Annotated in this window: 32 protein-coding genes; all 32 read left to right on the forward strand. The window is 62.6% G+C overall.

Going from position 1 to position 18,454, the window contains the following annotated elements:
• Positions 1-28 precede the first annotated feature (28 nt).
• Positions 29-655, forward strand: a complete 627-nt coding sequence (gene rplD, locus EFAMC2_RS09890) for a 50S ribosomal protein L4 (protein ID WP_154029010.1) — start codon at positions 29-31, stop codon at positions 653-655.
• Entirely contained in the window at positions 656-955 is a 300-nt protein-coding gene (rplW, locus tag EFAMC2_RS09895; protein WP_154029011.1) for a 50S ribosomal protein L23, read from the forward strand.
• Positions 956-1,108: 153 nt separating this feature from the next.
• On the forward strand, positions 1,109-1,942 hold the full coding sequence (gene rplB / locus EFAMC2_RS09900; protein ID WP_154029012.1) for a 50S ribosomal protein L2: 834 nt from the start codon (positions 1,109-1,111) through the stop codon (positions 1,940-1,942).
• Positions 1,943-1,972: 30 nt separating this feature from the next.
• Complete coding sequence (rpsS, locus tag EFAMC2_RS09905) at positions 1,973-2,233, forward strand: 30S ribosomal protein S19 (protein ID WP_154029013.1); 261 nt, start codon at positions 1,973-1,975, stop codon at positions 2,231-2,233.
• A gap of 13 nt (positions 2,234-2,246) precedes the next feature.
• Complete coding sequence (rplV, locus tag EFAMC2_RS09910) at positions 2,247-2,609, forward strand: 50S ribosomal protein L22 (RefSeq protein WP_154029014.1); 363 nt, start codon at positions 2,247-2,249, stop codon at positions 2,607-2,609.
• 6 nt (positions 2,610-2,615) lie between these two features.
• Positions 2,616-3,323: a 30S ribosomal protein S3 gene (gene rpsC / locus EFAMC2_RS09915; protein WP_154029015.1), complete on the forward strand. Its 708-nt coding sequence runs from the start codon at positions 2,616-2,618 to the stop codon at positions 3,321-3,323.
• Positions 3,323-3,751, forward strand: a complete 429-nt coding sequence (gene rplP, locus EFAMC2_RS09920) for a 50S ribosomal protein L16 (RefSeq protein ID WP_154029016.1) — start codon at positions 3,323-3,325, stop codon at positions 3,749-3,751. Before rpsC ends, rplP begins: the two co-directional genes overlap by 1 nt.
• 2 nt (positions 3,752-3,753) lie before the next feature.
• Positions 3,754-3,969, forward strand: a complete 216-nt coding sequence (gene rpmC / locus EFAMC2_RS09925) for a 50S ribosomal protein L29 (protein ID WP_154029017.1) — start codon at positions 3,754-3,756, stop codon at positions 3,967-3,969.
• 17 nt (positions 3,970-3,986) lie between these two features.
• On the forward strand, positions 3,987-4,253 hold the full coding sequence (gene rpsQ / locus EFAMC2_RS09930; RefSeq protein WP_154029018.1) for a 30S ribosomal protein S17: 267 nt from the start codon (positions 3,987-3,989) through the stop codon (positions 4,251-4,253).
• Positions 4,254-4,335: 82 nt separating this feature from the next.
• Positions 4,336-4,704, forward strand: coding sequence for a 50S ribosomal protein L14 (gene rplN / locus EFAMC2_RS09935; protein WP_154029019.1), 369 nt, complete (start codon positions 4,336-4,338; stop codon positions 4,702-4,704).
• 26 nt (positions 4,705-4,730) lie between these two features.
• On the forward strand, positions 4,731-5,057 hold the full coding sequence (rplX, locus tag EFAMC2_RS09940) for a 50S ribosomal protein L24 (RefSeq protein WP_187325282.1): 327 nt from the start codon (positions 4,731-4,733) through the stop codon (positions 5,055-5,057).
• A 189-nt stretch (positions 5,058-5,246) separates the two neighbouring features.
• Positions 5,247-5,540, forward strand: a complete 294-nt coding sequence (locus tag EFAMC2_RS09945; protein WP_154029020.1) for a CDP-alcohol phosphatidyltransferase — start codon at positions 5,247-5,249, stop codon at positions 5,538-5,540.
• A 306-nt stretch (positions 5,541-5,846) separates the two neighbouring features.
• Complete coding sequence (gene rplE / locus EFAMC2_RS09950; protein WP_154029021.1) at positions 5,847-6,407, forward strand: 50S ribosomal protein L5; 561 nt, start codon at positions 5,847-5,849, stop codon at positions 6,405-6,407.
• A 106-nt stretch (positions 6,408-6,513) separates the two neighbouring features.
• Positions 6,514-6,699 (forward strand): type Z 30S ribosomal protein S14, encoded by a 186-nt coding sequence (locus EFAMC2_RS09955; RefSeq protein WP_087227323.1) that lies wholly within the window; start codon positions 6,514-6,516, stop codon positions 6,697-6,699.
• A 107-nt stretch (positions 6,700-6,806) separates the two neighbouring features.
• A complete protein-coding gene (gene rpsH / locus EFAMC2_RS09960; RefSeq protein WP_154029022.1) occupies positions 6,807-7,205 on the forward strand; it encodes a 30S ribosomal protein S8 in 399 nt (132 codons plus the stop codon).
• Positions 7,206-7,233: 28 nt separating this feature from the next.
• Positions 7,234-7,770: a 50S ribosomal protein L6 gene (gene rplF / locus EFAMC2_RS09965; RefSeq protein ID WP_154029023.1), complete on the forward strand. Its 537-nt coding sequence runs from the start codon at positions 7,234-7,236 to the stop codon at positions 7,768-7,770.
• Between the two features lie 66 nt (positions 7,771-7,836).
• Positions 7,837-8,205 carry a 50S ribosomal protein L18 gene (gene rplR / locus EFAMC2_RS09970; RefSeq protein WP_154029024.1) on the forward strand — a complete coding sequence of 123 codons (369 nt, stop codon included), beginning with the start codon at positions 7,837-7,839 and terminating at the stop codon, positions 8,203-8,205.
• Positions 8,206-8,217: 12 nt separating this feature from the next.
• Positions 8,218-8,739, forward strand: coding sequence for a 30S ribosomal protein S5 (gene rpsE / locus EFAMC2_RS09975; protein WP_154029025.1), 522 nt, complete (start codon positions 8,218-8,220; stop codon positions 8,737-8,739).
• 2 nt (positions 8,740-8,741) lie between these two features.
• The gene (rpmD, locus tag EFAMC2_RS09980; protein ID WP_154029026.1) at positions 8,742-8,927 is read left to right on the forward strand and encodes a 50S ribosomal protein L30; all 186 of its coding nucleotides are present in this window, start codon (positions 8,742-8,744) and stop codon (positions 8,925-8,927) included.
• An 11-nt stretch (positions 8,928-8,938) separates the two neighbouring features.
• Positions 8,939-9,388, forward strand: a complete 450-nt coding sequence (rplO, locus tag EFAMC2_RS09985; RefSeq protein ID WP_154029027.1) for a 50S ribosomal protein L15 — start codon at positions 8,939-8,941, stop codon at positions 9,386-9,388.
• Positions 9,382-10,671: a preprotein translocase subunit SecY gene (secY, locus tag EFAMC2_RS09990; RefSeq protein WP_154029028.1), complete on the forward strand. Its 1,290-nt coding sequence runs from the start codon at positions 9,382-9,384 to the stop codon at positions 10,669-10,671. The genes rplO and secY overlap by 7 nt, the downstream gene beginning before the upstream one ends.
• Positions 10,672-10,808: 137 nt before the next feature.
• Complete coding sequence (locus EFAMC2_RS09995; RefSeq protein ID WP_154029029.1) at positions 10,809-11,435, forward strand: adenylate kinase; 627 nt, start codon at positions 10,809-10,811, stop codon at positions 11,433-11,435.
• Complete coding sequence (gene map / locus EFAMC2_RS10000; RefSeq protein ID WP_154029030.1) at positions 11,432-12,229, forward strand: type I methionyl aminopeptidase; 798 nt, start codon at positions 11,432-11,434, stop codon at positions 12,227-12,229. Before EFAMC2_RS09995 ends, map begins: the two co-directional genes overlap by 4 nt.
• A gap of 250 nt (positions 12,230-12,479) precedes the next feature.
• A complete protein-coding gene (gene infA, locus EFAMC2_RS10005) occupies positions 12,480-12,698 on the forward strand; it encodes a translation initiation factor IF-1 (RefSeq protein ID WP_154029031.1) in 219 nt (72 codons plus the stop codon).
• Positions 12,699-12,831: 133 nt separating this feature from the next.
• Positions 12,832-12,945: a 50S ribosomal protein L36 gene (gene rpmJ, locus EFAMC2_RS10010; RefSeq protein WP_013252436.1), complete on the forward strand. Its 114-nt coding sequence runs from the start codon at positions 12,832-12,834 to the stop codon at positions 12,943-12,945.
• Between the two features lie 15 nt (positions 12,946-12,960).
• Positions 12,961-13,332: a 30S ribosomal protein S13 gene (rpsM, locus tag EFAMC2_RS10015; protein ID WP_154029032.1), complete on the forward strand. Its 372-nt coding sequence runs from the start codon at positions 12,961-12,963 to the stop codon at positions 13,330-13,332.
• Between the two features lie 13 nt (positions 13,333-13,345).
• Positions 13,346-13,753, forward strand: coding sequence for a 30S ribosomal protein S11 (gene rpsK / locus EFAMC2_RS10020; RefSeq protein WP_073296226.1), 408 nt, complete (start codon positions 13,346-13,348; stop codon positions 13,751-13,753).
• A gap of 19 nt (positions 13,754-13,772) precedes the next feature.
• Positions 13,773-14,366: a 30S ribosomal protein S4 gene (gene rpsD, locus EFAMC2_RS10025; protein WP_154029033.1), complete on the forward strand. Its 594-nt coding sequence runs from the start codon at positions 13,773-13,775 to the stop codon at positions 14,364-14,366.
• Between the two features lie 21 nt (positions 14,367-14,387).
• Positions 14,388-15,329: a DNA-directed RNA polymerase subunit alpha gene (locus tag EFAMC2_RS10030; protein ID WP_154029034.1), complete on the forward strand. Its 942-nt coding sequence runs from the start codon at positions 14,388-14,390 to the stop codon at positions 15,327-15,329.
• 31 nt (positions 15,330-15,360) lie between these two features.
• Positions 15,361-15,834 carry a 50S ribosomal protein L17 gene (rplQ, locus tag EFAMC2_RS10035; RefSeq protein WP_154029035.1) on the forward strand — a complete coding sequence of 158 codons (474 nt, stop codon included), beginning with the start codon at positions 15,361-15,363 and terminating at the stop codon, positions 15,832-15,834.
• Positions 15,835-15,936: 102 nt separating this feature from the next.
• Positions 15,937-17,574 (forward strand): ABC transporter ATP-binding protein, encoded by a 1,638-nt coding sequence (locus EFAMC2_RS10040; protein ID WP_154029036.1) that lies wholly within the window; start codon positions 15,937-15,939, stop codon positions 17,572-17,574.
• Positions 17,567-18,355 carry an energy-coupling factor transporter transmembrane component T family protein gene (locus EFAMC2_RS10045; RefSeq protein WP_154029037.1) on the forward strand — a complete coding sequence of 263 codons (789 nt, stop codon included), beginning with the start codon at positions 17,567-17,569 and terminating at the stop codon, positions 18,353-18,355. Before EFAMC2_RS10040 ends, EFAMC2_RS10045 begins: the two co-directional genes overlap by 8 nt.
• Positions 18,356-18,454 lie beyond the last annotated feature (99 nt).

Here is an 18,454-nt window from a genome sequence, read left to right on the forward strand (position 1 = left end):
GAACCTTTAGGCTACCAAGGAGAACATGATGTCCAACATCGAAATCAAGAACGTGGAGGGCCAGGCGGCGGGCACCGTCGAGCTCAGCTCCAGCGTTTACGGCATTGAGCCGCACATCCCCGTCGTCCACCAGGTTGTGACCGTTCAGCTCGGCAACCTCCGTCAGGGCACCCACGACACCAAGGGTCGCTCCGAGGTCTCCGGCGGCGGCGCCAAGCCTTGGCGTCAGAAGGGCACCGGTCGTGCCCGCCAGGGTTCCATCCGTGCCACCCAGTGGGTCGGCGGCGGCGTGCCCTTCGGCCCCACCCCGCGTACCCACAACCGTCGCCTGAACAACAAGGAGGTCAAGCTCGCCATGCGCAGCGTGCTCTCCGGCAAGCTCCGCGATGGCGAGCTCACGGTTGTCGACAACTATGGCTTCGACAAGCCCTGCACCAAGCAGGCGGTCGCCATGCTCAAGGCCCTGGGCCTCGAGGGCAAGCGCGTCACCCTCGTTGTCGCCGACGACGACATCTTCACCTACCTGTCCTTCCGCAACGTCGAGACCGTCCGTCTCGTCGCTTGCAGCGAGGCCACCACGCACGCCCTGATCGACAACGCCGCCCTCGTGCTCGACGCGGCTGGCGCCAAGTACTTCGAGGAGGTGCTTGCGTAAATGAACTCCGTCTACAACGTCATCATTCGCCCGATCGTCACCGAGCGTTCCTTTGACCTGATGAGCAACAACAAGTACACCTTCGAGGTTGCCGCCAATGCTCCCAAGGAGGAGATTGCCGACGCCATCGAGAAGATCTTCGACGTGAAGGTTGTCAAGGTGAACACCATGTGGGTCAAGCCCAAGACGAAGCGCGTCCGCTATGTTGCCGGCCAGACCCGTCGCTGGAAGAAGGCCATCGTCACCCTCGCCGAGGGCGACACCATCGAGGTCTTTGGTCAGCAGGCTGCCCAAGAGTAGCCCAGGCACCTCCGTCCCCGCGTAAGCGGGGGCGAGTCCTTGCCAAGCGTATGGATACGCTCGGCACCGTGGTAATCCGGCGTCATCCCGCCGAGGCCACTGGCCTCATCCCTTGAGCGGGATGGCCAACGGAAACAGAAAGGGAAAGTAAACATGGCAGTTAAGCACCTCAAGCCCACGAGCGCAGGCAGGCGCTTCCAGACGGTTTCGGACTTCGCCGAGATCACCTGCACCAAGCCTGAGAAGTCGCTGCTCGAGCCCCTGCCCAACAAGGCCGGCCGCAACAACAACGGTCGCGTCACAACCCGTCACCAGGGCGGCGGCCACAAGCGTCAGTACCGCATCATCGACTTCAAGCGTCGCAAGGATGGCGTGCCCGCCAAGGTCGCCACGATCGAGTATGACCCCAACCGCTCTGCTCGCATCGCCCTGCTTCACTACCTCGATGGCGCCAAGGCCTACATCCTCTGCCCGAAGGGCCTCTCTGTGGGCGACATGGTCGTTTCCGGCCCCGAGGCCGACATCAAGCCGGGCAACGCTCTGCCCCTGTCTGAGATTCCCGTCGGTACGCTCGTGCACGCCGTCGAGTTCCAGCCGGGCAAGGGCGCCGCTATCGCCCGTTCCGCTGGCAACTCCTGCCAGCTGATGGGCAAGGAGGGCGGCTACGCCATCCTCCGCATGCCGTCTTCCGAGATGCGCCGCGTCCTCGACACCTGCCGCGCTACCATCGGCGAGGTTGGCAATGCCGATCACGCCAACATCAAGATCGGCAAGGCCGGTCGTAACCGCTGGAAGGGCGTCCGTCCGACGGTCCGCGGTACGGTCATGAACCCGGTCGACCACCCGCACGGCGGCGGCGAGGGCAAGAACCACACCTCCGGTCGTCCGTCCGTTTCTCCGTGGGGCAAGCCGGCCAAGGGCAAGAAGACGCGCGATCCGAAGAAGTCGACGAACCGTCTGATCATCCGTCGTCGCAAGACGAAGTAGTCGGAACACGAGAAGTAGGAGAAAGCACTTATGAGCAGAAGTCTCAAGAAGGGCCCGTTCGTGGAGACTCGCCTCCTTTCGCGTGTTGCCGCGCAGAACGAGGCTGGTACCAAGGAGGTCATCAAGACCTGGTCGCGTGCCTCCACCATCTTCCCGGAGATGGTTGGTCACACCATCGCCGTCCACGATGGCCGCAAGCACGTGCCCGTGTACGTCACCGAGTCCATGGTTGGTCACAAGCTGGGCGAGTTCGCTCCGACCCGCACCTTCCGCGGTCACAAGGCCAACTAGGGGGTACTGAGTAATGGCTAAGAAGAAGATTGAGGGCCAGGTTTCCGCAACGGCCAAGTACGTGCGCGTTGCTCCGCGCAAGGCCCGTATGGTTGTCGACCTGATTCGCAACAAGTCCGTCGATCGCGCCCTCGAGATCCTCCAGTTCTCCGAGCGCGCCGTGTCCGTGGACGTCGAGAAGGTCCTGCGCTCCGCCGTGGCCAACGCCTACCAGAACAACGGCATGCGTCCGGACTCTCTCGTCGTCGCCGAGGCCTACGTTGACGAGGGCCCGACGCTCAAGCGCATCCGTCCGCGCGCCAAGGGCTCCGCGAGCCGCATCAACAAGCGCACGAGCCACATCACCGTTACCGTCGCTGCTCGAAAGGAGGCGTAAGACCACATGGGACAGAAGGTTTCCCCCACTGGTTTCCGTCTCGGCGTCACCGAGAACTGGCGCTCCCGTTGGTACGCCGACAAGGATTACGCCACCACGCTCGGCAATGACCTCGAGATCCGCAAGTTCCTGACCAAGCGCCTCGCCAAGGCCGCACTCTCCCGCGTTGAGATCGACCGTGCCGGCGACAAGGTCAAGGTCACCATCTTCTCCGGTCGTCCTGGTGTCGTTATCGGCAAGAAGGGCGCCGAGATCGACGCCCTGCGCGGCGAGCTCGAGAAGATCGCCAAGGTCGGTAAGGGCCAGATCAACGTCGACGTCATCGAGGTCAAGCGCCCCGAGCTCGACGCCTCCCTGGTTGCCCAGTCCATCGCCGAGCAGCTCGAGCAGCGCATCGCCTTCCGTCGCGCCATGCGCAAGGCCGTTCAGTCTGCCCGCAAGGCTGGCGCCAAGGGCATCCGTATTCAGTGCTCCGGTCGTCTCGGCGGCGCCGAGATGGGTCGTCGCGAGTGGTACCGCGAGGGTCGCGTGCCCCTGCACACGCTGCGTGCCTGCATCGACTTCGGCGAGGCCACCGCTCGCACCACCATGGGTGCCTGCGGCGTGAAGGTCTGGATCTACGTGGGCGAGAAGCTTCCCGGCCAGCCCAAGCCGCAGCCGTCCCTCGAGGGCTCTTCGCGCCCCCGTCGCCGCAATGAGAGGAGGGGCAACTAATGCTGGCTCCTAAGCGCATCCTTCACCGCAAGGTGCAGCGTGGCTCCATGAAGGGCCACGCCAAGGGTAACACCCAGGTCTACTTTGGTGAGTACGGCATCCAGGCCCTCGAGGCTCACTGGATCACCAACCGCCAGATCGAGGCCGCCCGTATTGCCATGACCCGTTACATGAAGCGTGGCGGTAAGGTCTGGATCACCATCTTCCCGGACAAGCCCGTCTCCAAGAAGCCCGCCGAGACCCGCATGGGTAAGGGTAAGGGCAACCCCGAGGAGTGGGTTGCCGTGGTCAAGCCCGGCCGCGTCATGTTCGAGGTTGGTGGCGTCGACGAGGCCGTCGCCAAGGAGGCCCTGCGCCTCGCGCAGCACAAGCTGCCCATCAAGACCAAGATCATCACCCGTGCCAAGCAGGCTGGGGAGGATAAGTAGCCATGAAGATGACCGATATCCGCGAGCTCTCTGACGAGCAGCTCTCCAAGAAGCTTGAGGACAGCCGCGCTGAACTCTTTAACCTTCGCTTCCAGATGGCTACGAGCCAGCTCGACAACACGGCTCGTCTGAAGACCGTCAAGCGTGACATTGCCCGTATCCTGACCGAGCAGCGCGCCCGTCAGATCGCAGCGGAGACCGCCGCTGCGGCCAAGTAGAGTCTAGGGAGTAGAACATGAGCGATACCGAGGCTCGCAATCACCGCAAGGTGCGCACTGGCGTCGTTACCTCGATTTCCGGCAATAAGTCCATTGTCGTGACGATTCAGAACCGCAAGGCGCACCCCAAGTACCGCAAGATGATGACCGTCACCAAGAAGCTTCACGCTCACGACGAGGAGTGCGTTGCCCACGTTGGCGACACCGTCGAGGTCATGGAGACCCGTCCTCTGTCTGCGACGAAGCGCTGGCGTCTCGTCAAGGTCGTCGAGGCCGCGAAGTAACTGCCAAGGCCACATCACCGGCTCACGTGCACCGCGCGTGTGGGCGCACCTCTGAGCCGGTTGTATTCGAAAGGGATTTGCAATGATTCAGATGCAAACCATGCTCACCGTTGCCGATAACTCCGGCGCCAAGCGCGTGAGGTGCATTAAGGTCCTGGGCGGCTCCAAGCGTCGTTACGCCGGTCTCGCCGACGTCTTCATCGCTGCCGTGCAGGAGGCCACCCCGGGTGGCTCCGTTAAGAAGGGCGATGTCGTTCGTTGCGTCGTCGTTCGTACGGCTAAGGAGACCCGTCGCAAGGACGGCAGCTACATCAAGTTCGATCAGAACGCCTGCGTCCTGATTGACAAGGATGGTTCGCCCAAGGGCACCCGTATCTTCGGGCCCGTCGCCCGCGAGCTCCGCGATCACAAGTACATGAAGATCGTCTCGCTCGCGCCCGAGACGCTGTAGGAGGATCCACCATGTCTATGGCTAAGATGAAGATCAAGAAGGGCGACACCGTCCAGGTGCTTTCCGGCAAGGACAAGGGCAAGCGCGGCACCGTCGTTCGCGCCATCCCCTCCGAGCACAAGGTTGTCGTCGAGGGCGTCGCCGTGGCCAAGAAGGCCCAGAAGCCCACGCAGGAGAACCAGCAGGGCGGCTTCGTCAACAAGGAGATGCCGATTGACGTCTCCAACGTTGCCCTGATTGACCCCAAGACCGACAAGCCCACGCGCGTCGGCTACCGCATCGAGGAGGACGGCACCAAGGTGCGCGTCGCCAAGAAGAGCGGCGAGGTTATCCCCGACCCCTACAAGAAGTAGCCACAAGCTATAACTTGTCTTTGAAGCCCCGGCCAAACTCTGGTCGGGGCTTTTTCGTACCGCTCCGGCGCCTAAATGCGCCGCTTATGGAATCGCCGAGCGCACCGTTTCTCCGCTGCGCGAGCCTAGTGACTGACGATTGGCAGATGCGCTCCTTAACGTGGGCGCATCTTGAAGAAAGGAGCGGGCATGGGCGTAATGGCAGAGGATACGGTAGAGATTAGTCCCGATGAACTCGACAACTACCTGCGCTCCAACACGCGCGTATTCGCTAAGGTGGGGGAGGGCACGTATTACGTCACCCACACCGATGGTTATTGGCGCGTGCAGGATTGCGGCAAGCTCAACGAGAAGGGTCACTTCACCGATTGCTCCGAGCTTGTTCCTACGGTCAACGAGGTGCTGCACCTTCGCTGCATCGATGGGAAGAGCCTGTATGACCTGGCCGAAGAGGCCGAGTTCTACGCGAGCCTCGACCAGTAGGGCTTTATGTGTTCTGACCTCATTGCATAGGCTTTCGATGGGCGACTCCTTCTGGGGTCGCCCATTTGTGCATGATGCGTGGATGAGTCCTCGTCCGCGCGCGGCAACGCAACTTTCTCCTAGCAAAATACCTAGCAAAGGCATATCCTTGTGAGCTGCACTGTGAAGGCTCCTGCCGGTTAGCCGCCGGCGGGAGGTACGAGGGCAACGGAGCACGCGGCATGCCAAGCGTGCCAGAGTCTTGGTCTCACGTCAGGACGAGGGCTTGCGCCAACCCCGTATGTCAATTCCCAAGAAGGAGTGAACATGGCTGAAGAGAAGTACATCCCCCGCTTCAAGACCTTGTACAAGGACGAGGTCCGCGCCAAGCTCATCGAGCAGTTTGGCTACACCAACCCGATGACCGTTCCGCAGATTGAGAAGATCGTCGTGAACATGGGCGTTGGCGAGGCCGCCACGGACTCCAAGGCCATCGACGGTGCCGTCGCCGACCTTCGTTCCATCACCGGCCAGCAGCCGACCATCCGTCGCGCCCGCAAGTCCATCGCTACCTTCCACCTCCGTGAGGGTCAGCCCATCGGCGCCAAGGTCACCCTCCGTGGCGACCGCATGTGGGACTTCCTCGATCGCCTGATCTGCATCGCTATCCCGCGAATCCGCGACTTCCGCGGCATCTCCCCGAAGAGCTTCGACGGCCGTGGCAACTTCTCCATGGGCGTCACCGAGCAGCTCATCTTCCCGGAGATTGACTTCGACAAGATCGATCACACCCGCGGCATGGACATCACCATCGTCACCACGGCCAAGACGAACGAGGAGGCCAAGGCCCTTCTCGATGGCTTCAAGTTCCCGTTCAAGCAGGCCTAAGTAGGTACCTTCGCCGCCGGGTTTCGGCCTGGCGGCGTCTTGCCGCCTCGGCGGCAGATACAGTAGCCGCGCAGAAAGCGTGGCCGAACACTCCGAAGGAGGATTTGTGGCTAAGACATCGATGATCGTCAAGGCTCAGCGAGAGCCGAAGTTCTCGACGCGCACCCAGAACCGTTGCCAGCGCTGTGGCCGTCCGCACAGCGTCTATCGCAAGTTCGGGCTGTGCCGCGTGTGCTTCCGCGAGCTCGCGAGCAAGGGCGAGCTTCCTGGCGTCCGCAAGGCGAGCTGGTAGGTCTTCCTATCTGCTCCAGGTCGTAGGAAGACTCCCGTCCAGGCACTCCGGCCAAGGGCCGGCGTGAACCGGATGAAGAGGTTCATCCCCAACGAAGGAGAATCCCAATGAACGTTACCGATCCGATTGCAGACATGCTGACGCGCATCCGCAACGGCAACACCGCCGGCAAGGATGTCGTTTCCATGCCGTCGAGCAAGGTGCTCGTCGAGATCGTCCGCGTTATCGCGGAGGAGGGCTACATCGAGGGCTATGCCGTCGAGGACACCAAGCCCCAGAAGACCCTGTCTGTCACCCTCAAGTACGGTGCGCGTCACGCCCGCGTCATTCGCGGCATTAAGCGCATCTCCAAGCCGGGCCTGCGCATTTACTCCAAGGCCGAGGATCTTCCTCGCGTCCTCGGTGGCCTCGGCACCGCCATCATCTCCACGTCCAAGGGCGTGATGTGCGACCGCGATGCCCGTAAGCTCGGCGTCGGCGGCGAAGTCATCGCCTACGTCTGGTAACCCACGGCAGGATAGGAAAGGAGACACCATGTCCCGCATTGGCAAGAAGCCTGTCCAGATTCCGGCCGGGGTCACCGTGACCATCACCGGCAACCACGTGCACGTCAAGGGCCCGAAGGGCGAGCTTGACCGTTCTTTCTCCGAGCTCGTTTCCATCTCTGAGGTCGAGAACGAGGTCATCGTCGCCACCGTCGACGAGTCTCGTGAGGCCAACGCCCAGCACGGCCTGACCCGCACCCTCATTCACAACATGGTTCTCGGCGTGTCCGAGGGCTTTGAGAAGAAGCTCGAGCTCACGGGCGTCGGCTATCGTGCTGCGCTCAAGGGCAAGGACCTCGATCTTTCCCTTGGTTACTCTCACCCCGTGATCTACAAGGCTCCGCACGACATCAGCTTCCTGGTGCCCGACAACACGCACATCACCGTGCAGGGCATCTCCAAGGAGCAGGTTGGCCAGGTTGCCGCTGAGATTCGCATGAAGCGTCCGCCCGAGCCGTACAAGGGCAAGGGCATCCACTACGAGGGCGAGCACATCCGTCGTAAGCTCGGCAAGGCCGCCAAGTAGCCTCAACCCAAGCTGTCATAGAAGTCCGTCACCCTGTCAGGTGGCGGCGTGACCAAGGAGATTGTTATGGATAAGCACCAGGCTAAGAGGGCTGGCCTCAAGCGCCGCGAGCGTCGCGTTCGCTCCAAGATCAACGGCACCCCTGAGCGTCCCCGTCTCAGCGTTCACCGCACCAATGCCAACATCTACGCTCAGTTGATTGATGACGTGGATGCCAAGACCATCTGCACCGCCTCTACGCTCGACCCTGAGTTCCGTGCCCTCGGCAAGATTGGCTCCAACAAGGAGGCCGCCGAGATCGTGGGCAAGATGGTCGGCAAGCGCGCCGTCGAGAGGGGCGTTACCACGGTCACGTTCGACCGCGGTGGCCGCATCTATCACGGCCGCGTTAAGGCTCTCGCAGACGGCGCCCGCTCCGCGGGCCTTCAGTTCTAGGAGGTATCTGTAATGGCTCGTAACCCGAAGCAGCGCGACGCCTCCGAGCTCCAGGAGCGCGTCGTCTACATCCACCGCGTTTCCAAGACGGTCAAGGGTGGCCGTCGTATGTCCCTCGTCGCTCTCGTTGTCGTTGGTGACGGCAAGGGCAACGTCGGCCTCGGCATGGGCAAGTCCGCCGAGGTGCCCCTGGCCATCCAGAAGGCCTCGGACAACGCCAAGAAGAACATGTTCAAGGTGCCCGTCACCGACAAGGGCTCCATTCCTCACGATGTCATCGGCGAGTTTGGTGCCGGTCGCGTTCTCGTGAAGCCGGCCATCGAGGGTACCGGTGTTATCGCCGGCGGCCCCGTGCGTCCGCTCTTCGAGCTCGCCGGCATCAAGAACGTCCTGTCCAAGTCCATGGGCAGCAGCAACGGCCTCAACATCATCAAGGCTGCCGCCGAGGCCCTGAAGCAGCTCTCCAGCCCTGAGGAGACCGCCGAGCGCCGCGGCATCACCGTTGCCGAGATGTTTGTCGGGAAGGAGAACTAGTCATGGCGAAGACCCTCACCGTCAAGCTCGTCAAGAGCGCCACGTGTGGCGTCAAGAAGGACCAGACGGCCACCGTCCGCGCCCTTGGCCTTCACAAGATCAACAGCACCAAGGTGCTGCCTGACAATGAGAGCGTCCGCGGGATGATCTTCAAGGTCAAGCACCTCGTTACCGTGGAAGAGAACTAGGAGTCACACCCATGCAGCTTAAAGATCTCCGCCCTGCCGAGGGCTCCAAGAAGAACCGTAAGCGCATCGGTCGCGGCAACTCCTCTGGTCACGGCACCACCGCCGGCCGCGGCACCAAGGGCCAGCTCTCCCGCTCCGGTGGCGGCAAGGGCGCCGGCTTCGAGGGTGGTCAGCAGCCGCTGGCTATGCGCCTCCCGAAGCTCCCTGGCTTCAAGAACCGCAACCGTGTCGAGTACGCTCCGGTGAACGTCGCTCGTCTTGACGGTCTCTTCAACGATGGCGATGCGGTCACCGTCGAGGCTCTCGTCGAGAAGGGCGTCATCAAGCACACCTACGAGCTTGTGAAGGTCCTCGGCGACGGCGAGCTCACCAAGAAGCTCACCGTGTCCGTGGACAAGGTTTCCGCGTCTGCCAAGGCCAAGATTGAGGCCGCCGGCGGAAAGGTCGAGGCTCCGTGCTAAAAGGCATCCTCAACGCTTTTCGCGTGAAGGAGCTTCGCAATAAGATTCTGCTCACTGCGGGTATTCTCGTACTGTACAGAATCGGGGCTTATATCCCCGTGCCGGGCATCCCCTTCCAGGGGATGCTCTCGGCATATCAGTCGAACTCCGCTGCGAATAGCGCCATCGCAGTGCTGAACCTGTTCAGCGGCGGTGCACTCTCCCGTGTGTCCGTGTTCTGCCTGGGCATCATGCCCTATATCACGGCTCAGATCATCATGCAGATGCTTCAGGCCGTTATCCCGAGCCTTGGCACGCTCGCTCGTGAGGGCGAGGCTGGCCAGCGCAAGGTCACGCAGTACACGCGTTACCTCACGGTGGGTCTCGCACTTTTGAACTCTGTCGGCTACCTCTTTCTGTTCAAGAGCTCCAGCTTCGGTATTGACTTCAGCGGGACGGGCATCCCCGAGCTCCTCATGGATGTCGTGGTCATCGCTAGCATGCTCGCTGGCGCCATCCTTATCATGTGGATGGGCGAAGTCATCACGCAGCGCGGCATCGGCAACGGCATGAGCCTCATCATCTTCGCCAACATCATGGCGGGCCTGCCGACGTCGATCATCTCCTCGCTGCAGACGTCCGAGAACGGCATCATCCTCACCGTTCTCGTCGTGCTTGTGATCCTTGCTGTCGTGCCGTTCATCGTCTACATCGAGCGCGGCCAGCGTCGCATACCGGTGCAGTACGCCAAGCGAGTTGTAGGCCGTCGCGTCATGGGCGGCCAGGCCACGTACCTTCCCATCAAGGTCAACACGGCCGGCGTCATCCCCATCATCTTCGCCAGCGCAATCCTGTACCTCCCGGCGCAGATTGCTGTGTTCTTCCCTGGCGTCGATTGGATGACCACGTTTGCCAATGCCGTCAGCACGGGTTGGCTTAACTGGGCCCTCTCCGTGCTCCTCATCGTTGCCTTCGCGTACTTCTACACGTCGATGGTCTTCAACCCCGAGGAGACGGCCGACACGCTTCGCAAGCAGGGTGGTTTCATTCCGGGCGTTCGTCCCGGCCCTGCTACCGCGGCGTACATCAAGAATGTGCTGAATCACATCACGCTTCCCGGCGCCCTGTTCCTCGCGATCATCGCCGTGGTTCCGTCGATTCTCTTCACGTTCACGAGCAACTCCCTGATCCAGGCGTTTGGCGGTACCTCCATCCTCATCATGGTTGGCGTTGCCCTCGATACGATTTCCCAGGTCGAGAGTCAGCTCAAGACCCACAACTACGACGGGCTCTTCATCAAGTAGCCCTCTCGTAGAGACCTTTTTCTGGGGTCGCCGCCTTTGGGCGGTGGCCCCGTTTGTTTTGGGGTAGGCTTTTTGCTAGCGAATGGCGGGTGGGCGTCCGCAGGGGATGCCCCCTCGATGACGAAGAGAGGAATCACATGAACATCGTGCTGCTCGGTGCGCCCGGCGCGGGCAAGGGCACCCAGGCCCAGAAGCTCGTCGAGGACTACGGCGTTGCTCACATCTCCACGGGCGACCTGCTCCGCGCTGCGGTGAAGGCCGGCACCAAGCTTGGCCTCAAGGCCAAGGGTTACATGGACGAGGGCAAGCTCGTTCCCGACCAGCTCCTCGTTGACCTTGTTAAGGAGCGCCTCGAGGCCGATGACACCCAGAAGGGCTTTATCCTCGATGGCTATCCCCGCAACACCGCTCAGGCCGTGACGCTCGATTCCATGTTGGCCGAGATTGGTCGCACGCTCGACGCCGCTCTTCTCGTTGACGTCAAGGCCGACGTCATCGTCAAGCGCCTCTCGAGCCGTCGTACCTGCCGCGAGTGCGGCTACACCGCCCCTGCCGGCGTTAACAAGTGCCCCTCCTGCGGCGGCGAGATGTACCAGCGTGACGATGACAAGCCCGAGACCATCCAGAAGCGTCTCGACGTGTACGAGAACCAGACCTCCCCGCTCGTGGAGTACTACCGCGGCAAGGGGCTGCTCAAGGTCGTTGACGGCGACAGGCCCGTCGATGACGTCTATGCCGATGTCAAGGAGCTCCTGGGACTATGATCCAGATCAAGACGCCCGCAGAGATCGAGTCGATGAAGGCGGCGGGTGCTATCTCCAAGCTCGCGCTTCGCCGTGTGGGCGCTATGATTCGGCCCGGCGTTGACACGCTCGATCTCGATCGTGTGGCCGAGAGCATCATTCGCATGCATCGGGGCACGCCTGCCTTCAAGGGCTACGGTGGGTTCCCGGCTTCCATCTGCTGCTCCATCAACGAGGAAATCGTGCACGGCATCCCTTCGCACAACCGTATTCTCAAGGATGGTGACATCGTTTCCATCGATACGGGCGCTGTCTACGGCGGCTGGGTTGGCGACAATGCCTGGACCTTCTTCTGCGGCACGCCCTCTGAGGCCAACAAGGCCCTCTGCGAGGTCACGCGTGACTGCCTGAAGGCCGGCATCGAGCAGGCGGTTCCCGGCAACCGCCTCGGTGACGTCGGGTTTGCGGTTCAGAGCCTCGCCGAGAGCAACGGGTATGGCGTGGTACGCGACTACGTGGGCCATGGCGTTGGCCATGTGATGCACGAGGAGCCCAACGTTCCCAACTACGGCAAGAAGGGGAGGGGTGTCAAGCTCCAGGCGGGCATGGTCATCGCCATCGAGCCGATGATCACCATGGGTTCCTACGAGAGCCATGTGAAGCCCAACCGCTGGACCGTGGTCACCAATGACGGTGGCTTCGCTGCTCACTATGAGAACACCATCGCCGTCACGGAAGACGGCCCCGTCATTCTCACGCAAGACGTCGAAGGCCCCTGGTGTCCCATGCAAGGCGGTACCGACGACAAGCAGTAGATTTCTCGCCGGGGCCAGAAATCAACCCGCCACATCAGCACGGGTTCCCGAGTGAGGCAGCAGAGGCCGGGCGGGGACATGCCGGAGGAAGGGGCTCAGGGACTTCGCGCAGTGAAGTAACCCCGCCTGTAGGTATGTCCCCGCTGCCGTTCAGGTCAGATTGTGAAGAACCCGCGCCACATAGACGTAGCGCGGGTTTTTCGATAAGATGTTTGGTCGCTGTCTGTACATCGAGGAAAAGGTAGCAGCTTTGAGCAAACAGGATGCAATCGAGCTCGAGGGCAAAATCGTCGAGGCCTTGCCCAACGCGATGTTCAAAGTCGAGCTTGAGAATGGCCACACCATTCTCTGCACGATTTCGGGCAAGATTCGGATGAATTACATCCGCATCCTTCCCGGCGACAAGGTTGTCGTCGAGATTTCCCCGTACGACCTCCAGCACGGACGCATCACCTACCGCTACAAGTAGGAAGAGCGTCGCGCTTTCGGCCCAGAGCGGGCCAGCCTTCGCGGGATTTCTCGCGGGGTCGTCAGCCTTGGATATTCACGCCAGCGGCTGGGCGTTCATATAGGTACCGCAAGCATTACCGAGAGGAAGAACGATGAAAGTACGTCCTTCGGTCAAGAAGATGTGCGACAAGTGCAAGATCATTCGTCGCCACGGCAAGGTCTACGTGATTTGCGAGAACCCGCGCCACAAGCAGCGTCAGGGCTAGGAGAGGAGCACCAAGTTGGCCCGTATTAACGGCGTCGACCTCCCGCGCGAGAAGCGCGTTGAGATCGGTCTTACCTATATCTACGGCATCGGCCGTACCGCCGCCACCAAGATCTGCGCCGAGACCGGCGTTGATCCGAGCACGCGTGTCCGCGACCTCACTGAGGAAGAGGTCACGAAGATGCGTGATTTCATTGACGCCAACTACGTCGTTGAGGGCGACCTCCGTCGTGACACGCGTCAGAACATCGCCCGACTGATGGAGATCGGCTGCTACCGCGGCCTCCGTCACCGTAAGGGCCTCCCCGTTCACGGCCAGCGCACCCACACCAACGCTCGCACCCGCAAGGGCAAGAAGCGTCAGGTCGGCGGCAAGAAGAAGAAGTAGGGGAGTTTGACTTATGGCTACTGCTAAGAAGGGCGCCCAGGCTCGCGGCCGCATCAAGCGCGCGGACCGCAAGAACATCTCCGTCGGCCAGGCGCACATCAAGAGCACGTTCAACAACACGATCATCTCGATCACGGACCCGCAGGGCAACGTCATCTCCTGGCGCTCTGCCGGCATGGTCGGCTTCAAGGGCTCTCGTAAGTCCACGCCGTTCGCGGCGCAGATGGCTGCCGAGGCTTGCGCCAAGGAGGCCATGGAGCACGGCGTCCACAAGGTGTCCGTCTTCGTCAAGGGCCCGGGTTCGGGTCGCGAGACGGCCATCCGCTCCCTCCAGGCCGCTGGCCTCGAGGTCTCGAGCATCCAGGACAAGACCCCCATCGCGCACAACGGTTGCCGTCCGTGCAAGCGTCGCCGCGTGTAGGTAAGGAAGGAATCTAACTATGGCAGTGGATAGGACTCCTGTCCTTAAGAGGTGCCGTGCGCTCGACATCGACCCGATCGTCATGGGCATCAACAAGAAGTCGAATCGCCAGCCCAAGCGTCAGCGTCGCCAGGAGAGCGAGTACGGCCGTCAGCTTCGTGAGAAGCAGAAGGCCAAGTTCATCTACGGCGTTCTCGAGAAGCAGTTCCGCAGCTACTACGACAAGGCTCTGAAGATCGAGGGCATCACCGGTGACAACCTGATGACCATTCTCGAGTCTCGCCTTGACAACGTGGTCTTCCGCCTCGGCTTCGCCCGCACCCGCAAGGAGGCCCGTCAGACCGTCCGTCACGGCCACATTACCGTGAACGGCCGTCGCGTGGACATTCCCTCCTACCGCGTCAAGTCCGGCGACGTCGTTGCCGTCGCCCCCAAGTACAAGGACCTGCTCCCCATCAAGCAGGCCATCGTCTCCTCCGAGCACATGGCTGTTCCCGCCTGGCTTGAGGTTGACATCGAGAAGCTGAAGGGCACCGTCCTGCAGCTCCCGAGCCGCGATCAGATTGACCTCGACATCGACGCACAGCTCATCGTCGAGCTCTACTCCAAGTAGTCGACTCGGTTGGAGGTTTGTATGTCCGATTTCATCCGTCCGAACGTGACGGTAGAAGAGGTCAGCGAGAACGTCGCCCGCGTTGTCGTCGAGCCGCTTGAGCACGGCTACGGTGACACGCTGGGCAACAGCCTCCGCCGCGTGCTGCTCTCCTCGCTTGAGGGCGCTGCGGTTGAGGCAATCCAGATCGACGGCGTGCAGCATGAGTTCACGACCGTTGAGGGCGTCTACGAGGATGTCACCGACATCGTGCTCAACGTCAAGGGCCTTGCGTTCAAGACCCTCGGCGTTGGCAAGGAGGCCACTGCCTCCATCTCCATCGACGGTCCTGCGACGGTGACTGGTGGAGACTTTGACGTCCCCACCGAGTTCTCCCTCGTGAACCCCGAGCACGTCATCTGCACCCTTGGTGACGGTGCGCACCTCACCATGCAGATGCGCATCGGCACCGGCCGCGGCTACGTCTCCGGTGAGGACAACGAGCGCGAGGACGATCCCATTGGGCTCATCCACGTTGACTCCCTCTTCTCGCCCGTGCGTCGCTGCGCCAAGGCCGTCGAGCCCTGCCGCGTTGGCCAGCACACCGACTACGACCGTCTCGTCCTCGAGGTCGAGACGAACGGTGGCGTTACGCCCCGTGAGGCCGTTGTCGAGGCTGCCAACATCATCGACCAGCACATGGGCGCCTTCATGTCCCTGGCCGACGAGGGCGAGCAGGTTGAGGAGCCGTCGATCTTCGCCGCTGGCCAGACCGACGACAACACCGAGCTCGACAAGCAGATCGAGGATCTGGACCTGTCCGTGCGCTCCTACAACTGCCTGAAGCGCGCCGGCATCCACTCCGTCCGTCAGCTTGTGGAGTTCTCTGAGAACGACCTGCTCAACATTCGCAACTTCGGCGTGAAGTCCATCGAGGAAGTCAAGGACAAGCTTGAGTCGATGGGCCTGAGCTTCAAGGCTTAACGTCGCTGCTGATTCGCATTAGGAGTAACACATGAGGCATCAGAAGAAGCGCGGTATGAAGCTGGGGACCGACGCCAGCCACACCAAGGCTATGAAGAAGAGCCTGGTTTCGGCGCTGCTCGCCAACGACCGCATTAAGACGACCCTGCCGCGCGCCAAGGCTATCCGCGGCGACGTGGATCGCGTTATCGCCTGGGCCAAGAAGGGCGACCTGCACTCTCGTCGCCTGGCCATCGCCAAGGTTGGCGACAAGGAGATCATTCGTGAGATCTTTGAGAAGGCCGCTCAGGGCATGTGGGCCGACCGCAACGGCGGCTTCACTCGCATCATGAAGCTTGGCCCCCGCAAGGGCGACAACGCTGAGGTCGCCATCATCGAGCTCGTGACCGAGCCGGTGAAGCCGAAGGCCAAGAAGGCTGCTAAGACCGAGGTCAAGAAGGTCGAGAAGGTCGAGGCTCCTGCCGAGCCTGAGGCCGAGGCCGAGGCCACCGAGGCTGCCGAGTAGCTTCAATCGAGCGCATTTGCTTGAATCTAAGGGTCGATCGTCATCCGACGGTTGGCCCTTTTTGCTTTGCTTCGCCATCCATGCCCGGGGAGGAGTCACGCCATGCTTGAGGCGCGAGGAGTTTCGATAGCGTTTCGTGACACCGGGGGCGCTCACCCCGTTTTGGATGCGGCAGACCTTCGCGTGGCACCCGGAGAGGTCGTGGCCCTTGTGGGCCGAAACGGTGCCGGCAAATCCACCCTCGCGCGCGTTATGGCGGGCTCCCTGGAGGCGGATGCCGCTGAAGTCCTCCTCGACGGTGAGGTCGTTCCCTCTCGGTCGCTTTGCCGCTCGGTTGGCTTTGTGCGCCAAGACCCTGAGAGCCAGCTTGTTGCTCCCGACGTGTTCAATGAGGTTGCGTTTGGTCCCTGCAACCTCGGCCTCGAGCCTTCTGAGGTGCGCGAGCGCACGCTATCCTCGCTCGCCTCGTGCGGTCTCGAGGGCTTTGACGCACGGCTCGTTTCGGAGCTCTCTGGCGGCGAGCTGCAACGCGTGGCCATCGCTGGTGTTTTGGCCATGAGGCCTCGTTACCTCGTGCTCGACGAGGTTACTTCCATGCTCGACGGCTCTGCGCGCCTCGACGTGCGGGATATCGTGCGGTCACTTGCGGACGAGGGCGTGGGCGTCTTGACCGTCACGCACGATCCCGAGGAGCTCGTGACGGCTGATAGAATCGCGCTGCTGGAGGAGGGCCGCATCGTTTGGGAGGGTGGGCCTGCGGAGCTCTTTGGAAGCGCCGAGCTGCTCGGCCGGCTGGGCTTGGGGCGGGAGCGTCTCGCCGCCCTGGCGCACCTGCTCGTTGCCTATGGCGTTGGCATCGAGCATTTGGGCAGCCCCGAGGTGCTCGCCGGACAGGTGCATGGGTCGTCCCTGTGCGGGCGAGTCTTGGAGACCCTGAGGCCGCCGGAGCAGAGGCATGTGGCGGGGCGGTTGCGGGCGGAGGGCTCGCAGGGCCAATACTCGGGGCTTGCGCTCAAGGATGTTTCGGTGAGCTACGGCGAGGGGCTTTCTCCCGCGCTTCGCAAGCTCTCGCTTGACTGCGCGCCTGGAACGGTGACGTTGCTGGCTGGGCGCTCCGGCTCCGGCAAGTCCACGCTCGCGCATGTGGCATCGGGCCTGCTCGCTCCTGATGCGGGCGAGGTTGGCCTTGATGGCGGTGACGTGGCTCCAGGCAAGGTGGGGCTCTGCCTTCAGCGCGCGGAAGACCAGCTCTTCTGTGACACGTTGCTCGACGACGTCTGCTTTGGCCCGCGCAACCTCGGCTGCTCGGCTGAGGAGGCCGGGGAACGTGCCGAGGACGCGCTCACGCACATGGGGCTTGCCGAGGAGCTCTGGGGCCGTTCGCCCTTTGCGCTCTCGGGAGGCCAGCGCCGCAGGGGTGCCCTCGCGGGCGTCATGGCGATGCGGCCGGCCGCGTACGTGCTCGACGAGCCCACCATCGGCCTCGACGCCCAGGGACGCGACTTTCTGCACGCGCGCATTCGCGCCCTTGCCGAGGCCGGGCATGCGGTGCTCGTCGTCAGCCATGACCTTGCCGAGTGGCTTGATGTGGCCGACGAGGTGGTGCTGCTTCGCGGGGGCGCCATCTCGTGGCAGGGCGCGGCTCGAGAGCTCGCGGAAGACCCTGGGCCGCTCGAAGGCGCCGGCATCGCGGCCCCTTTGTGGCTGAGGGTTCGTTGGGAGGTGGCGCGCCATGCGTAGTAGCGTCTTGCTCGGCTCTTACGTTGCGGCCGACACCCCACTCCATCGGCTTGATGCCCGCGTGAAGATCTGTCTACTCGTGGCAAGCACGGTGGCGCTCTTCGTGATGAGGACGCCTGTGATGCTCGTTGTTGCGACTGTGCTGGTGGTGGCCCTGGCGCGCCTGGGAGGTGTGGGCGTGCCGGCTCTGCTCAAGGGCCTCAAGCCCACGGCCGTCATTCTCGCATTCTCGCTTTTGGCCAATGCCTTCGTGATCGATGGGAGCGGGGACCTTGCGCTTGTCGGTCCTTGGGGCGTGAGCGTGGCGGGCCTTGTGCGCGGCGCGGTGGCGGTGGGGCGCATCATCGTGCTCGTGGCCGCCTCGCTCGTGGTGACGTCCACGACGTCCTCCACGGCCGTGGCCGATGCGCTCGCGAGCCTCATGGCGCCGCTGGGCCGTCTGGGCGTGCCGACGGGAGACATCGCGATGATCGTCTCGGTGGCCCTCCGGTTCATTCCGCTCACGGCCGAGGAGCTCGCGCGAATCCAGGACGCTCAGCGTGCGCGCGGCGAGGACTTTGCCTCCGGGACCGTGCCTGTCCGCGTGCGGAGGTGGCTCTCCGTGCTCACGCCGCTCGTGGTTGCGCTCTTCCGCAGGGCCGACGACCTTGCCTGCGCCATGCGTGAGCGCTGTTATCGTGGTGAGGGCCGCACGCGTCTGGGTCACCGGCTGCGCGCGAGCGACGTGACCGCGCTTGCCGGCGGTCTTGCGGCCTGTGTGCTCATGTGCCTGGTCTCATGAGCCACCCATGTCCTGGCTGCCATCCCGTTTGGCTCATCTGGTTAATGAGCCGTCCGCTAGGCCTGCCGCCCGACTCATTGGGTCGCTATCCGCTTTGGC

It is taken from the genome of Olsenella uli, assembly GCF_901212655.1.
GTDB classification, from domain to species: Bacteria; Actinomycetota; Coriobacteriia; order Coriobacteriales; family Atopobiaceae; genus Parolsenella; species Parolsenella uli_A.